The organism is Micromonospora sp. USAFONa4, from assembly GCF_057197825.1.
This window is the reverse complement of record NZ_CM170072.1, coordinates 4,844,098-4,858,784: the sequence shown is the minus strand read 5'-3', so window position 1 is coordinate 4,858,784 and position 14,687 is coordinate 4,844,098. Positions and strand designations below refer to the sequence as shown.

Annotated in this window: 11 protein-coding genes; 1 reads left to right on the top strand and 10 read right to left on the bottom strand. The window is 75.0% G+C overall.

Annotated features, from left to right (window positions below; all coding sequences use genetic code 11):
- Window positions 1–26: 26 nt before the first annotated feature.
- The 5 genes from gatB to ligA form a co-directional block, all read right to left on the bottom strand.
- On the bottom strand, window positions 27–1,520 hold the full coding sequence (gene gatB / locus AC0OO9_RS21420; RefSeq protein WP_484511901.1) for an Asp-tRNA(Asn)/Glu-tRNA(Gln) amidotransferase subunit GatB: 1,494 nt from the start codon (window positions 1,518–1,520) through the stop codon (window positions 27–29).
- A gap of 13 nt (window positions 1,521–1,533) precedes the next feature.
- Window positions 1,534–3,009, bottom strand: a complete 1,476-nt coding sequence (gene gatA / locus AC0OO9_RS21415) for an Asp-tRNA(Asn)/Glu-tRNA(Gln) amidotransferase subunit GatA (RefSeq protein ID WP_484511899.1) — start codon at window positions 3,007–3,009, stop codon at window positions 1,534–1,536.
- A gap of 76 nt (window positions 3,010–3,085) precedes the next feature.
- Complete coding sequence (gene gatC, locus AC0OO9_RS21410; RefSeq protein WP_121396190.1) at window positions 3,086–3,391, bottom strand: Asp-tRNA(Asn)/Glu-tRNA(Gln) amidotransferase subunit GatC; 306 nt, start codon at window positions 3,389–3,391, stop codon at window positions 3,086–3,088.
- A gap of 179 nt (window positions 3,392–3,570) precedes the next feature.
- On the bottom strand, window positions 3,571–6,249 hold the full coding sequence (locus AC0OO9_RS21405; protein WP_484511896.1) for an EAL domain-containing protein: 2,679 nt from the start codon (window positions 6,247–6,249) through the stop codon (window positions 3,571–3,573).
- 217 nt (window positions 6,250–6,466) lie between these two features.
- On the bottom strand, window positions 6,467–8,602 hold the full coding sequence (ligA, locus tag AC0OO9_RS21400; RefSeq protein WP_484511894.1) for an NAD-dependent DNA ligase LigA: 2,136 nt from the start codon (window positions 8,600–8,602) through the stop codon (window positions 6,467–6,469).
- A gap of 199 nt (window positions 8,603–8,801) precedes the next feature.
- Here ligA and AC0OO9_RS21395 point away from each other — a divergent pair, with 199 nt between their 5' ends.
- Window positions 8,802–9,332 carry a type II toxin-antitoxin system PemK/MazF family toxin gene (locus AC0OO9_RS21395; protein ID WP_484511892.1) on the top strand — a complete coding sequence of 177 codons (531 nt, stop codon included), beginning with the start codon at window positions 8,802–8,804 and terminating at the stop codon, window positions 9,330–9,332.
- A gap of 160 nt (window positions 9,333–9,492) precedes the next feature.
- On the opposite strand, the gene AC0OO9_RS21390 is transcribed toward AC0OO9_RS21395, so the two are convergent.
- The 5 genes from AC0OO9_RS21390 to AC0OO9_RS21370 all read right to left on the bottom strand — a co-directional run bounded on the left by AC0OO9_RS21390 (window position 9,493) and on the right by AC0OO9_RS21370 (window position 14,627).
- On the bottom strand, window positions 9,493–10,494 hold the full coding sequence (locus tag AC0OO9_RS21390) for an ADP-ribosylglycohydrolase family protein (RefSeq protein WP_484511890.1): 1,002 nt from the start codon (window positions 10,492–10,494) through the stop codon (window positions 9,493–9,495).
- 109 nt (window positions 10,495–10,603) lie between these two features.
- A complete protein-coding gene (locus tag AC0OO9_RS21385; protein WP_484511888.1) occupies window positions 10,604–10,963 on the bottom strand; it encodes a VOC family protein in 360 nt (119 codons plus the stop codon).
- A gap of 36 nt (window positions 10,964–10,999) precedes the next feature.
- Window positions 11,000–12,004 carry a methionine synthase gene (locus AC0OO9_RS21380; RefSeq protein ID WP_484511886.1) on the bottom strand — a complete coding sequence of 335 codons (1,005 nt, stop codon included), beginning with the start codon at window positions 12,002–12,004 and terminating at the stop codon, window positions 11,000–11,002.
- Window positions 12,005–12,108: 104 nt separating this feature from the next.
- Window positions 12,109–13,182, bottom strand: coding sequence for a tRNA 2-thiouridine(34) synthase MnmA (mnmA, locus tag AC0OO9_RS21375; protein WP_484511884.1), 1,074 nt, complete (start codon window positions 13,180–13,182; stop codon window positions 12,109–12,111).
- 269 nt (window positions 13,183–13,451) lie between these two features.
- The gene (locus AC0OO9_RS21370; protein ID WP_484511882.1) at window positions 13,452–14,627 is read right to left on the bottom strand and encodes a cysteine desulfurase family protein; all 1,176 of its coding nucleotides are present in this window, start codon (window positions 14,625–14,627) and stop codon (window positions 13,452–13,454) included.
- Window positions 14,628–14,687 lie beyond the last annotated feature (60 nt).

The following is a 14,687-nucleotide window of genomic DNA, read 5'->3' as shown; positions in this document are numbered from 1 at the left end:
GTTAGGAAGGTGCCCTCCCTTACCGGTCAGGCGGAGAGGCGCTCCAGGATCAGCTCGCGGACGGTCTTGGCGTCGGCCTGGCCGCGGGTGGTCTTCATGACCGCGCCGACCAGGGCTCCCGCCGCGGCGACCTTGCCGCTGCGGATCTTCTCGGCGATGTCCGGGTTGGCGGCGATCGCCTCGTCCACGGCGGCGGTGAGCGCGCCCGTGTCGGAGACGACCTCCAGGCCCCGGTTGGTCATGATCTGCGTCGGCGAGCCCTCGCCGGCCACCACGCCCTCCAGGACGGTGCGGGCCAGCTTGTCGTTGAGCTTGCCGGCGTCGACCAGGCCCTGGAGTTCGGCGACCTGGCTCGGGGTGGCCCCGATGTCGGCCAGCTCCGCGCCGGTCTCGTTGGCCCGCCGCGACAGCTCGCCCAGCCACCACTTACGGGCGGCGGCCGGGGTGGTGCCGGCGGCGACCGTGGCCTCGATCAGCTCCACGGCACCCGCGTTGAGCACCGACTGCATGTCCGCGTCGGAGAGGCCCCACTGCTCCTGGAGCCGCCGGCGGTGCAGCCGGGGCAGCTCGGGCAGGGCGGCCTTCAGCTCGGCGACCCAGGCGGTGTCCGGCGCCAGCGGCACCAGGTCGGGCTCCGGGAAGTACCGGTAGTCGGTCGCGGTCTCCTTGGAGCGGCCCGGCGTGGTGTCGCCGGTGTCCTCGTGGAAGTGCCGGGTCTCCTGAGTGATCCGGCCACCGGCGTCGAGCACGGACGCCTGCCGGATGATCTCCGAGCGGACCGCCCGCTCGACCGACCGCAGCGAGTTGACGTTCTTGGTCTCCGTCCGGGTGCCCCACTCCTCACCGGGCAGGTTGAGGGAGGTGTTCACGTCGCAGCGCAGCGACCCCTCCTCCATCCGCACGTCGGAGACGCCCAGCGAGCGGATCACGTCGCGCAGCTCGGTGACGTACGCGCGGGCCACCTCGGGGGCGAGCGCACCGGTGCCGGGGACCGGCTTGGTGACGATCTCCACCAGCGGGATGCCGGCCCGGTTGTAGTCGACGAGCGACTCGGTGGCGCCGTGGATGCGACCGGTGGCGCCGCCGACGTGCAGCGTCTTGCCGGTGTCCTCCTCCAGGTGCACCCGCTCGATGCCGATGCGCACCAGCTCGCCGTTGACCTCGACGTCCAGGTAGCCCTCGAAGCACAGCGGCTCGTCGTACTGGCTGATCTGGAAGTCCTTCGGCATGTCCGGGTAGAAGTAGTTCTTCCGCGCGAAGCGGCACCACTCGGCGATCGAGCAGTTCAGCGCCAGGCCGATCCGGATCGTCGCCTCGATGGCGGCCCGGTTGGCGACCGGCAGCGAGCCGGGCAGGCCCAGGCAGACCGGGCAGACCCGGGTGTTCGGCTCGCCGCCGAAGTCGGTCGGGCAGCCGCAGAACATCTTGGTGTTCGTGCCCAGCTCGACGTGGGTCTCCAGGCCGATCACCGGTTCGTAGCGCGCGACGACCTCGTCGTACGCGGGCAGTGTCGTCGTCATCTGAGCTCCTGCCTCACAGTGCCGGTGGGGTGAACGTGCCGACGGCGCTCTCCAGCGCGGCGGCGACCCGGTACATCCGGTCGTCGGCCATCGTCGGGGCCATGATCTGGAAGCCGACCGGCAGCCCGTCGGAGAGCCCGCACGGCACCGAGATGCCCGGCCCGCCGTACAGGTTCGTCGGGATGGTGAACAGGTCGGCCAGGTACATCTGGTAGGGGTCGGCGGTGCGCGCCCCGAGCGGGAACGCCACGAACGGGGTGGTCGGCGAGATCAGCGCGTCGACCTGCTCGAACGCCGAGGTGAAGTCCCGGGTGATGAGGGTACGGACCTTCTGCGCCTGCCCGTAGTAGGCGTCGTAGTAGCCCGACGAGAGCGCGTACGTCCCGATCATGATCCGGCGCTTGACCTCGGCGCCGAAGCCGGCCTCCCGGGTCAGCGACATGACCTCCTCCAGCGACCGGTTGCCGTCGTCGCCGACCCGCAGGCCGAAGCGGACGCCGTCGAACCGGGCCAGGTTGGAGGAGGCCTCGCTCGGGGCGATCAGGTAGTACGCCGGCAGCGCGTAGCGGAAGTGGGGGCAGGACACCTCGACGATCTCGGCGCCCAGCTTGGCCAGCGCGTCGACCGACTCGCGGAACGCCGCCGTCACGCCCGGCTCGGCGCCCTCGGCGGCGAACTCGGTGACGATGCCGAGCTTCACGCCCGTCAGGTCGCCGGTCGCGCCGAGCCTGGCGGCGGCCACCACGTCCGGCACGGGCTGCGGGATAGAGGTGGAGTCGCGCGGGTCGTGCCCGCCGATCACCTCGTGCAGCAGCGCGGCGTCCAGCACCGTACGGGCGCAGGGGCCGGGGGTGTCCAGGGAGGACGAGAACGCCACCAGGCCGTAGCGGGAGGTGCCGCCGTAGGTGGGCTTCGCGCCGACGGTGCCGGTGACCGCGCCGGGCTGGCGGATCGAGCCGCCGGTGTCGGAGCCGATCGCCAGCGGCGCCTCGTACGCGGCCAGCGCCGCGGAGCTGCCGCCACCCGAGCCGCCCGGGATGCGGCTCAGGTCCCACGGGTTGTGCGTCGGCCCGTACGCCGAGTACTCCGTGGAGGAGCCCATCGCGAACTCGTCCATGTTGGTCTTGCCGAGCATCACCGTGCCGGCGGCGCGCAGCCGCTGCACGATCGTCGAGTCGTACGGCGGGCGCCAGCCCTCCAGGATCTTCGACCCGACGGTGGTCGGCACGCCCTTGGTGGTCAGCACGTCCTTGACGGCGACCGGCACGCCGGCCAGCGGACCCAGCTCCTCGCCGGCGGCGCGGCGGGCGTCGACCTCGGCGGCGGCGGCGAGCGCGCCCTCGGAGTCGACGTGCAGGAACGCGTTCACCCGGTCGTCGACGGCGGCGATCCGGTCCAGGTGCGCCCGGGTCACCTCGACGGCGGAGGCCTCACCGGAGGCGACGAGCCCGGCGATCTCCGTCGCGGTCAGTCTGATCAGATCGCTCATGACGCCACTCCGCTTCGCTCCGTGCCGCCATGAGGCACCATCACACTGAGCCTGATGATTCGCTCGCTGCGCTCGCTCATGACGCCACATCCTCGTCCAGGATCCGCGGTACGCGGAACCGCTGCTCCTCGGCGTCGGGCGCACCCGACAGCGCCTCCTGCGGGGTCAACCCGGGCACCACGACGTCGTCGCGCAGGACGTTGGTCAGCGGCACCGAGTGCGACGTCGGCGGGATGTCCGCCGCGGTGACCTCGCCGACCTGCGCGACCGCCTGGAGGATCACGTCGAGCTGGCCGGCGAAGGTGTCCAGCTCCTCCTCCGTGACGGCTAGCCGCGACAGTCGCGCCAGGTGCGCGACCTCCTCGCGGGAGATGGCGGCCATCGGTGCCCCCTTCGTGACGGTGCTGCGGGTCGGACCGGGTGTCGGCCGCGCGGCCGAGATGCGTGACGCGCGGTGACCGGAGCGAGTCTATTGTTCCGCCCCGGCGGCGCGTCCCCGACTCCCCCTCCGGCGCGGCGGGGCCTCGTGTGCCGACGGCCGCGCCGCGCGGGGCGGGTGGCTCAGCGGGCGTGCCGGCGGGGGATCTCCGCGTCGGGGCTGGGCGTCGGGCGGACCGGCCGGTAGCGGGCCAGCCAGCCGACCAGCTCCTCGGCCGGCATCGGGCGGGCGTAGAACCAGCCCTGTGCCGCGTCACAGCCCGCCGCGTGCAGCATGCGCCAGGTGCGCTCGTCCTCGACACCCTCGGCGACCACCCGCAACCCGAGCGCCTTCGCCAGCTCGATCGTCGACTTGACGATCGCCGCGTCGTCGGCGTCCTCGACCATCCCCAGCACGAAGGAACGGTCCACCTTCACCTCGGACAGCGGCAGCCGCCGCAGGTGCTGGAGGGAGGAGTAGCCGGTGCCGAAGTCGTCCAGCGAGATGCCCACGCCGATCCGGTGCAGTCGGGTGATGGTGGCCAGCACCCGACGCGGGTCGGCCATCAGGGCGCCCTCGGTGATCTCCAGTTGCAGCCGCTGCGGCGGCACGCCGTAGCGGGCGAGCCGGTCGGCGATCTGGTCGGCGATCTCCCCGGTGTGCAGGTCCCGCACGCTGACGTTGAGCGCCGCCGGCAGGCCCATCCCGGCGGCCGACCACTTGGCGAGCTGTTCCACCACGTCGTCCACCACCCGGCGGGTGAGCAGCCGCATCACCGCGCTCTGCTCGGCGACCCGGATCAGCTCCTCCGGGTCCACCATCCCCCGGCGGGGGTGCCGCCAGCGCAGCAGCGCCTCCACGCCGACCACCTCGCCGGTCGCGATGGCGACCTGCGGCTGGTAGTACATGGTGATCTCGCCCGCGTCGACGACCGCAGCGGTGTCCGCGTCCCGCCGGCCGGCCGCGTCGTGCCGGGCACCGCGCCGGCCCGTCGGGGCCCGGTCGCCGCCGCGATCCCCCGCGCCGTCGTCGACGGGCGGCCCCTGCCGGCGTACGACCGCGCCGCCCCGCCCACCGGGTTGCCCGGCGCCGTTGCGGCGGCCGGGACCGTCGCCCCGGTCGGGGCCGGTCTCCCCCGCCGCCATCGTCCGGCGGCGGATCGGGTCCGCGGCGGTCACGATCCGGTTGATCAGCTCGTCGCCGGGCGGCGGACCGGGCCGCTCCCGGCGGCGGCGCAGCCGCCAGCGGCCGGAGCCGGACGTGAGGCCGGAGCCAGGCGTGAGGTCGGCGCCGGACGCGAGGTCGGCGCCGGACGCGAGGCCCGAGCCGGACGCGAGGCCCGAGCCGGGCGTGAGGCCGGCGACGTCGGCCGGGAGTTCGGCCCCGTCCCCGCCCCGCGCGCCGCCGGCCCGCCCGTCACCCGGCAGCCGGCCGGCCGGCGTCGGTCCCGCCGGGACGGCCACCGCCCCGTCGCCCGGGGCGCCGGCACCGTCCCCGGCGGGCGGGGCGGTCTCGGGACGGCCCGCCTCCAGCACCCGGCGCAGGTCCGCGAGCAGGCCGAGCCGCTCCGCGGAGTTGTGGTCGGACTCGGCCGCGTAGACCGCCACGGTGTCGTTGCGGTGCTTGGCGTCGTACATCGCCACGTCGGCGTGGCGCATCAGGGTCGCGAAGTCCTCGCCGTGCTCCGGGAAGAGCGCGATGCCGATCGAGCCGCCCACGTCGAGCGGCAACCCGTCCAGCGACACCGGCTCGGCCAGCGCCCGGACCACCCGGCCGGCGAGCTCCCGCGCGTCGTCGACGTCGGCCAGGCCGGTCATCACGATGGCGAACTCGTCCCCGCCCAGCCGGGCGACCATGCCCTCGCCGACCACGTCGGTCAGCCGCGCGCTCACCTCGACCAGCAGCCGGTCCCCTACCGCGTGCCCGAGCGCGTCGTTGACGTTCTTGAAGCGGTCGAGGTCGATCAGGAGCAGGGCCAGCCGGGCGGCGGGCTCGCCGCGGGCCGCCCGTTCGGAGTGCACGTGCACCTGCTCGCCGACCTCGGCCAGCAGCGCCTTGCGGTTGGGCAGGCCGGTGAGCGGGTCCAGGGAGGCGAGCTGCTGCTGCTCGACGCTGAGCCGGGCCATCCGGTAGACGGCGAACAGCGGCACCAGCACCAGCGGGATCAGCGCCGCGCTGGCCCGCGCCGCCGCGACCAGCACCGGAGCGAGCAGCAGTAACGAGCCGGTGGAGAGCAGCTCGAAGCCCAGCCCCTGCCGCAGGCTGGGCCACCACCGGTCGCCGAAGCGCAGCCGGACGGCCGCGCTGACCAGCGCGTAGTTGACGGCGAACCAGGCCACCGTCGCGCCGCCCACCGCCAGCACGTCCGTGCCGCGCAGCCGGCCGCCGTCGAAGATGCTCCCGGGCCCCAGCCAGGTGACCGCGTACGCGGCGCCCAGGGCTGCCGCGTACTGGGCGGCGTTGAAGGCGGTCCGCCACGGGGCGTAGCCCATCCGCCAGCCGGAGACGACGACTGCCACCGCCTGCACCAGGACCGCCGGGCCGAACCCCCAGCCGAGCAGGATGGCGAAGGTGAAGCAGGTGGACGGGAAGACCGCAGAGGTCTGCCGGCGCCCGGGCGGGACGAACGGGCGCGCGTCACAGCCGACGGCCAGGGCCGCCATCACCCAGAACGCCACAGGCAGCCGCGGCAGTTCGGCCGGGAGGTCGAGCAGCGGGCGTACGCAGAGCACCGCCGCCAGCGCGGTCACCGACCAGACGAAGGCGAAGAACGGGCGTGCCCGGCCAGGCGGAACGGAGTTTCGCGAGTCCGCGGACTCCATCACACCTCCCGAGGGCTCGGTCCACGGGCGTGACCGGTCGCACGCCGTGCCACCAATGAAACGCCCTCCGTGTCGTAATGCCCGGCACGACAGTCGCGAATCGGTCGTAGTCGTAATTAAGTTGGTATCTCGACCGGGCGCCTCCCGCCGTCGCGGCCCGGCCAGTCGAGCCCGTCGTGCCTGCCCCGCCGGGTCGGTGGCCGCCACCGCCCGGTCGTCACTCCTCGGTGCGGGCGACCTCCCGGGCGGCCTCCGGGCCGGCGTCGAGCAGCACCCGGAAGCCGTCCTCGTCCAGGACCGGCACCTTCAGGCTGGCCGCCTTGTCGGCCTTCGAGCCGGGATTCTCGCCCACCACGACGAATGACGTCTTCTTGGAGACGGACCCGCTGACCTTGCCGCCCCGGCTCTGGATCGCCTCGGACGCCTGGTCGCGGCTGAACCCGGGCAGCGTGCCGGTCACCACGACGGTGAGCCCCTCCAGGGGCCGCGGCCCCTCGTCGACCGCCTCCTCCGCCATCCGTACGCCGGCCTCGCGCCACTTGCGGACCACCTCGCGGTGCCAGTCCACGGCAAACCACTCCCGGATGCTCGCCGCGATCGTCGGCCCGACGCCGTCGACCGAGGAGAGCTCCTCCTCGCCGGCCCGGTCGATCGCCTCGACGGAGCGGAAGTGCCGGGCGAGCGCCTGCGCGGCGGTGGGGCCGACGTGCCGGATGGACAGGCCCACCAGCACCCGCCACAGGTCGCGTTCCCTGGCCACGGCCAGGTTGTCGAGCAGCTTGACGGCGTTGCTGCCGAGCGTGCCGTCCTTGTTGACGAAGAAGGGCGAGCGCGCGAGCTGCTTCTCGTCCAACGAGAACAGGTCGCCCTCGTCGGTGATGACCTGCGCGTCGAGCAGCGCCGCAGCGCCCTTGTAGCCGAGCGCCTCGATGTCGAACACCTTGCGGCCGGCGAGGTGGTAGACCCGCTCGCGCAGCTGACCGGGGCAGGTGCGCGAGTTGGGGCAGCGGATGTCGACGTCCGCCTCCTTCGCCGGCGCGAGCGGCGTGCCGCAGGCCGGGCAGGTGGTGGGCATGACGAACGGCCGGGCGTCGGCGGGACGCAGGTCCACCACCGGGCCGAGCACCTCGGGGATCACGTCGCCGGCCTTGCGCAGCACCACGGTGTCGCCGATCAGGACGCCCTTGCGTTCGACCTCCCGGGCGTTGTGCAGGGTGGCGTAGGCGACGGTGGAGCCGGCCACCTTGACCGGCTGGAGGACGGCGCGCGGCGTGACCCGGCCCGTGCGCCCGACCTCGACGTCGATGTCGAGCAGCTTCGTGTTCACCTCCTCCGGCGGATATTTGAAGGCGATCGCCCAGCGCGGCGCCCGGCTGGTCGAGCCGAGCCGGCCCTGGATGGAGACCGGGTCGACCTTGACCACCACGCCGTCGATCTCGTGCTCGACGTCGTGCCGGTGCTCGGCGTAGTGGGCGATGTATTCCGCGACACCGGCCAGGTCGGGCACCACCCGCCAGCGGTCACTGGTCGGCAGCCCCCACGCCTTCAACGCCGCGTAGGACTCGGACTGCGTGACCGGCTGGAAGCCGCGGCGGGCGCCGATGCCGTGCACCACCAGGCGCAGTGGCCGGGAGGCGGTGATCCGCGGGTCCTTCTGGCGCAGGCTGCCGGCGGCGGCGTTGCGCGGGTTGGCGAACGGCGGCTTGCCCTGCTCGACCAGCCCGGCGTTGAGGTCGGCGAAGGCCGCCACCGGGAAGTAGATCTCGCCCCGGACCTCGACGAACTCGGGCACGTCGCCGAACTCGGCCGACGTGGCGAGCTGGCCCGGCACGTCGCGGATGCTGCGCACGTTGGCGGTGACGTCCTCGCCGGTGCGGCCGTCGCCCCGGGTCGCCGCCCGGACCAGCCGCCCGCGCTCGTAGGTGAGGTTGATGGCGAGCCCGTCGACCTTCAGCTCGCACAGGTAGGGCACCGACCCGCCCGCGTCGCGCTCGACCCGCTCGGCCCAGGCAGCCAGCTCCTCGTCGGCGAAGGCGTTGTCGAGCGAGAGCATCCGCTCGGCGTGGGCGACGGGGGTGAAGTCGGTGGAGAAGGTGCCGCCGACCCGCTGCGTCGGCGACTCGGGGGTCCGCAGCGCCGGGAACTGCTCCTCCAGCGCCTCCAGCTCCCGCAACTGCCGGTCGAACTCGGCGTCGGGGATGGTCGGCGCGTCCAGCACGTAGTAGCGGTACTGGTGTTCCGTCAGCTCCTGGCTGAGCGTGGCGTGCCGTTCCCGGGCCTCGGGGGTCGGTTCGGCGCCGGCGGCCGCCTCCTGTGCCGGAGTGACCTGCTGGGCGATGGTTTCCTCGGACACCGTGCGACCTCCCGTGATTCCGCTACCTCGGCACCGTATCGGTCCGGTGGGACAATCCGCCGGCCGCCCGTCGCGCCCGACCGGCGCGGGGGCCCCGGCCGTGCGAGGATCGCCGGACGGCGGGGCCGCGGGGGCGGATCCGCTCCGCCGTCGAACCCGCGGCGTCCGCGCCGCGCCCACTGACCAGGCGGGGGTACGGATGCCGGAATGGCTGCTCTGGGCGGCGGTGATCGTGCTGGCCGTGGCCGCCGGCTGGGCGTGGAACGACCGGCGGCGGGGCGGCCGTGACGCCGCTCCGCGTCCGCCCCGTCGACCGGGCACCCGGCCCGGCCGCCGGAAGCCGTCGGGCGGTCCCGGCCGGTCCACCGCGCCGCCCCGACCGCGTACCGCCGAGCGGTCCCCCGCCGGGGCGCCGCGTCCCGGCGAGATCTGGTGGGCCGACGTGCCGTACGCCGACGGCACCGGCTCGAAGGTGCGGCCCTGCCTGGTGCTGCGGGCCGACGACGGGGGCGCCGACGTCCTGAAGATCACCAGTCAGGACAAGAGCGCCCGGGACGACCACGTCCGCATCCCGACCCGTGAGTGGGATCCCGACGCCGACCACGACAGCTTCGTCGACCTGGCCGAGCCGGCGCACGTCCCGCTCGCCGGCTTCTCCCGCCGTGCCGGCGACTGCGACCCCGCGCTGTGGCGGCGCATCCGCCGCCTCCCCCACCTGCCGGGCGCCTGACGCGCGGCGGAGCGGGCGACCGTGCCGTGCACCTGATCGCGCCGGAGCGACCCGTGCCAAGTGCCTGACCCGGTTGGAGCGTGGCCGCCGGCGACGGTGGCGGCCCGCCGTCCCGGGCCGGCCGCACCGCCGATGCCGCCCGCCCGGGAAGCGTCGCGGGTCAGTCCCAGGCCCGGGCCAGGGTGGTGAGCTGGTCGGCGTACTCGATGCGGGCGGCCCACGGGGCGGGCCAGGCCGCCATGCCCAGCGCGGTGCCGACGAAGGCGCCGGCCAGCGCGGCGATCGAGTCGGAGTCGCCAGCGGTGGTGGCGCCCCGGGCCAGCGCCGCCACCGGGTCGTCGGCGTGCCGGATCGCGCAGAGCAGGGCCGTGGCCAGCGCCTCCTCGGCGATCCAGCCCTCGCCGGTGTGCCGGCACGGGTCCCCGCCGTCGTCCGGGCCGGCGAGCGCGGCGTCGAGGCGGCCGAGGACCGCGAGGCACTCGTCCCAGCCCCGGGCGATGAAGTCCTCCGGCGCGTCCACGCCGGGGCGCTGCCACAGGTCGCCCAGCCAGTCGGCGCGGTAGACCCGCCGCTGGTCGCGGGCCCGGTCGACGAGCAGCCGGGGCAGTTCCGCCAGCGCCGCGCCGTCGCGCAGCAGCCGCACCGCGTACGCGGTCAGCTCGCTGGCCGCGAGGCCGGTCGGGTGGCCGTGGGTCAGCCCCGCCTGGAGCTGGGCCAGCCCGGCGAGGGTGTCGAGGTCGACGTCGACCAGGCCGACCGGGGTGACCCGCATGTTGGCCCCGCAGCCCTTCGAGCCGGCCACCGTCGCCTCCTGCCAGCGCACCCCGCGCTCCAGTTCGGCGCAGGCCCGCAGGCAGGTCATGCCCGGCGCCCGGTTGTTCTCCGGGCTGGCCGCCCAGTCGAGGAAACGCCTCCGCAGCAGCGGCTCGACCGCCTCCGGGGTCGGCGCCGGCGCGTCGTGCAGCGCCCAGCCGACCGCCAGCGCCATCTGCGTGTCGTCGGTCACCAGCGCCGGATCGCCGGCGAGGTCGCGCGGGCCGGCCGGCCCGTAGCGGCGAACGATCTCGGCGACCGTGAGGAACTCGGTCGGCTTGCCCAGCGCGTCACCGTAGGCGAGGCCGAAGAGGGAGCCGGCGGCCCGCCGGAGCGAGGTGTCGATCATTCCCGCGATCATGCCGCCCGTCCGCAACCCGCACCACTCGACGCCGTCGCCGGCACCCGCCACCCGGCCGCGAGGGCGTGCGGGACCGCCCGGAGCGTGACGGTCCGGGTCAGTCGGAGAAGACCAGGCAGAAGGGGTGACCGGCCGGGTCCGCGTAGACCCGGAAGTCGTCGCCCTCGCCGGGCAGCCGCCGCGCGCCGAGCGCCAGCACCCGCTTCTCGGCCGCCTCCACGTCCGCCACCTGCACGTCCAGGTGGAACTGCTGCGGGCGCTCCGGATCGGGCCACGTCGGCGGGCGCAGGTCGGGCGCCTTCTGGAAGGCGAGCCGGTGCCCCGATCCGGCGATCACGACCCAGCCGTCGTCGCTGGCGTCGCCGTCGAGGGGCAGGCCCAGCAGCTCCGAGTAGAAACCGGCCAGGGCCCGGGGGTCGGGGCAGTCGATGACCACGGTGCGCAGTTGTCCGATCATGTCGGCCTTCCTGCCCCGCCCGTACGACGGCAAACGTCACTCCTCGGCGAGCCGCCGACCCGCGTCCCGGCAGGCGGCGAGCACCGCGCGCGCGTACTGCCCGGTGGCGTTGGCGAGGCCGCAGGCCGGGGTCACCACGACCTGCTCGGCGAGCTGCCGGCGGGGGAACCCGAGGCGGTCCCAGAGCTGGCGTACGCGATCGGCGACCTGCGCCGAGGTCGGCGCGCGACCGGCGGACGACGGCCCGGTGGGCACGGCGCCGGCCAGCAGCCCGAGCCCCGCGTCGATCGCCTCGCCCAGCGGGTCCAGGTCGGTGACCAGGCCGAGGTCGAGGGCGACGCCGACGGCGCCGGTCGAGCGGATCAGCTCCAGCGGCACGTCCGGCGCGCAGCAGTGCACCACGGTCGGCACCCCGGCCGCCTCGACGACCGTGCGCAGCAGCGACGCGGCGACGCTCGGATCCACGGCCCGGTACGCGCCGAGCCCGCTCTCGGTGGGCACCCGCCCGGCGAGCACCGTCGGCAGCGACGGCTCGTCGAGCTGGAGCAGCACGGTGGCGCGCGGCAGCCGGCGGGCGACCGCCGCCACGTGCCCGCGCAGCCCTTCGGCGAGCGAGTTGGTGAGGTCCCGGACCGCCCCGGGGTCGCGCAGCATCCGGCCGCCGATCGGCAGTTCCAGGGCCGCGGCCAGGGTCAACGGGCCGCCGACCTGGATCTTGACCGGCCCCGCGTACTCCTCGGCCTGCTCGGCGAGCTGGTCGAGGTCGCGTTCCATCAGGTCGCGGGCGCGGCGCACGTCCCGTCCCGGGCGCGGCGCGATACGCCAGCGGGCGGCGTACAGCTCCACCGGCAACTCGACCAGCAGGCCGCCGGTCCGGCCGACGAGGTCGGCGCCGGGGCCCCGGCCCGGCAGCTCCGGCAGGTGGGGCAGGGCGGGAAGCTCACCGAGGACGATCCGCTGCGCCTCGGCGATGTCGGTGCCGGGAAGCGAACCGATGCCGGTCGCCGCGCCGGCCGGCCAGGGCCACACCTGATCTGTCACTGCCGAAGACTATCCGGTACGCGGACGCCCGCCGCCCGGCCGCCCGGGACCGGACGGGGGCGACCTGTCGACGCGCGCGCCGGACGCACGCTCCCGGTCCCGGGTCAGCCGGCGATGGTGGCGGAGCCGAGCACGACGTCGCCGGCCGGGTCCGGCCGGTACGCCACGACGGCCTGGCCGGCGGCCACCCCACGGACGGGGCGGCGCAGCTCGGCGCGCAGCCCGTCGGCGGTCAGCTCGACCGTCGCCGGCACCACGTCCCCGTGCGCCCGCAGCTGCACCTCGCACTCCAGCGGCGCGTCGGGGCGCGGGCCGCCCGTCCACACCGGACGCTCGGCGCGCACCCGGGAGACCTCCAGCGCCTCGGCCGGGCCCACGGTCACGGTGTTGGTCTTCGGCGTGATGGAGAGCACGTAGCGGGGCCGGCCGTCCGGCGCCGGGCGGTCCAGGTGCAGGCCACGCCGCTGCCCGACCGTGTACGCGTACGCGCCGGTGTGGCTGCCGACCACCGCGCCGGTGGCGGCGTCCACCACCTCGCCGGGCGCCTCGCCGAGCCGCTCGGCGAGGAAGCCGCGGGTGTCCCCGTCGGCGATGAAGCAGATGTCGTGCGAGTCCGGCTTGTCGGCCACCGCCAGCCCGCGCCGCGCGGCCTCCTCGCGGACCTGCGCCTTCGTCGAGTCGCCGAGCGGGAAGATCGACCGATCCAACTGCTCGCGGGTGAGCACCGCCAGCACGTACGACTGGTCCTTGGGCAGGTCGACGCTGCGGCGCAGCAGGCCGTCCGCGCCGAGCCGGGCATGGTGGCCGGTGACCACGGCGTCGAAGCCCAGGGCCACGGCCCGGTCCAGCACCGCGGCAAACTTGATCTTCTCGTTGCAGCGCAGGCACGGATTGGGCGTACGACCGGCCGCGTACTCCGCGACGAAGTCGTCCACCACGTCGGCGTGGAAGCGGTCGGCCATGTCCCAGACGTAGAACGGGATGCCGATGACGTCGGCGGCCCGCCGGGCGTCCCGGGAGTCCTCCAGCGTGCAGCAGCCGCGCGCGCCCGTGCGATAGGTCTGCGGGTTGCGGGCCAGCGCCAGGTGCACGCCGGTCACGTCGTGTCCCGCTTCGACGGCCCGCGCCGCCGCGACCGCCGAGTCGACCCCGCCCGACATCGCCGCCAACACCCTCACCGGCTCACTCCCTTCACCCCACCGACCCTATCCCCGCCCCACCCCCGCCCACCCACCCCGTCCACCCACCTCTCTCCCACCCCGCTCTCCGCCCCCGCCCCGTCCTCCCGTCCGCCCACCCGCCTCGTCGATCATGGAGTTGTGGTGGTGGGCGAATGCCGCTAAAGGTCATGATTCGGGCGCCACAACTGCATGATCGGCCCACGGGTGGGCGGGCACGGGGCGGGGGTGGGAGGGAGGTGGGAGGGAGGTGGGTGGGGGGTGGGGGGTCAGCGGGGGGTGCGGAGGGCGGCGGCGCGGCGGGCGCGCTCGACGGCGGCCGGGAGGGCGGCGATCAGGGCGTCGACGTCGGCGGGAGTGCTGGTGTGGCCGAGGGTGAAGCGCAGCGAGGAGCGGGCGCGGTCGTCGTCGGCGCCCATGGCGAGCAACACGTGTGAGGGCTGGGCCACCCCGGCGGAGCAGGCGGAGCCGGTCGAACAGGCGATGCCCTGCGCGTCGAGCAGGAGCAGCAGGGCGTCGCCCTCGCAGCCCGGGAAGGAGAAGTGCGCGTTGCCCGGCAGCCGGTCGGTCGGGTCGCCGTTGAAGACGACCTCGGGCACCGCGTGCCGGACCCGCTCCACCAGGTCGTCGCGGAGCGCGGCGACGCGGGTCGCGTACTCCTGCTGGCCCTTGACCGCCGCCTCCACCGCGACCGCGAAGGCCACGATGCCTGCGGTGTCGAGGGTGCCGGAGCGCACGTCGCGCTCCTGGCCGCCGCCGTGCAGCAGCGGGGTGGCCGACACGTCGCGGGCGAGCAGCAGGGCGCCGACCCCGGCGGGACCGCCGAGCTTGTGCCCGGTGACGGTAAGCGCGGCGACCCCGGCGGCGGAGAAGTCGACAGGCACCTGCCCGACCGCCTGGATCGCGTCGGTGTGGAACGGCACCCCGTGCTCGGCGGCGACCGCGGCCAGCTCGGCGACCGGCTGCACGGTGCCGACCTCGTTGTTGGCCCACATCGCGGTCACCACCGCGACCCGGTCGCCGTGGGCGGCCAGCTCGGCGCGCAGCTCGTCGGGGCTGAGCCGGCCGGCGGCGTCGACGGAGAGCCAGCCCACGCCGGCCCCCTCGTGGTCGACGAGCCAGTCCACCACGTCGAGCACGGCGTGGTGCTCGACGGCGCTGGAGACCACCCGGTCCCGCCGGGGGTCGACGGACCGGCGAGCCCAGAAGATGCCCTTCACCGCGAGGTTGTCGCTCTCGGTCCCGCCGCCGGTGAAGACGACCTCGGAGGGCCGGGCGCCGAGCGCGGCGGCCACCCGCTCCCGCGACTCCTCGACCCGTCGCCGGGCACGGCGGCCCGCCGCGTGCAGTGAGGACGCGTTGCCGACCTCGCGGGCGGTGGCGACGTACGCCTCCAGTGCCTCGTCGAGCATCGGAGTGGTCGCCGCGTGATCCAGGTAAGCCATCGCCGTTCAGCCTACGACCGGACGGTGGCGGCCGGGATGCCGGAGGGCCCCGTGCGACGG

What these genes read in the sequence shown, in the direction of transcription:
- gatB (WP_484511901.1), bottom strand. Translation starts at nt 1,520, where the DNA reads ATGACGACGACACTGCCCGCGTACGACGAGGTCGTCGCGCGCTACGAA.
- gatA (WP_484511899.1), bottom strand. Translation starts at nt 3,009, where the DNA reads ATGAGCGATCTGATCAGACTGACCGCGACGGAGATCGCCGGGCTCGTC.
- gatC (WP_121396190.1), bottom strand. Translation starts at nt 3,391, where the DNA reads ATGGCCGCCATCTCCCGCGAGGAGGTCGCGCACCTGGCGCGACTGTCG.
- AC0OO9_RS21405 (WP_484511896.1), bottom strand. Translation starts at nt 6,249, where the DNA reads ATGGAGTCCGCGGACTCGCGAAACTCCGTTCCGCCTGGCCGGGCACGC.
- AC0OO9_RS21395 (WP_484511892.1), top strand. Translation starts at nt 8,802, where the DNA reads ATGCCGGAATGGCTGCTCTGGGCGGCGGTGATCGTGCTGGCCGTGGCC.
- AC0OO9_RS21390 (WP_484511890.1), bottom strand. Translation starts at nt 10,494, where the DNA reads ATGATCGACACCTCGCTCCGGCGGGCCGCCGGCTCCCTCTTCGGCCTC.
- AC0OO9_RS21385 (WP_484511888.1), bottom strand. Translation starts at nt 10,963, where the DNA reads ATGATCGGACAACTGCGCACCGTGGTCATCGACTGCCCCGACCCCCGG.
- AC0OO9_RS21370 (WP_484511882.1), bottom strand. Translation starts at nt 14,627, where the DNA reads ATGGCTTACCTGGATCACGCGGCGACCACTCCGATGCTCGACGAGGCA.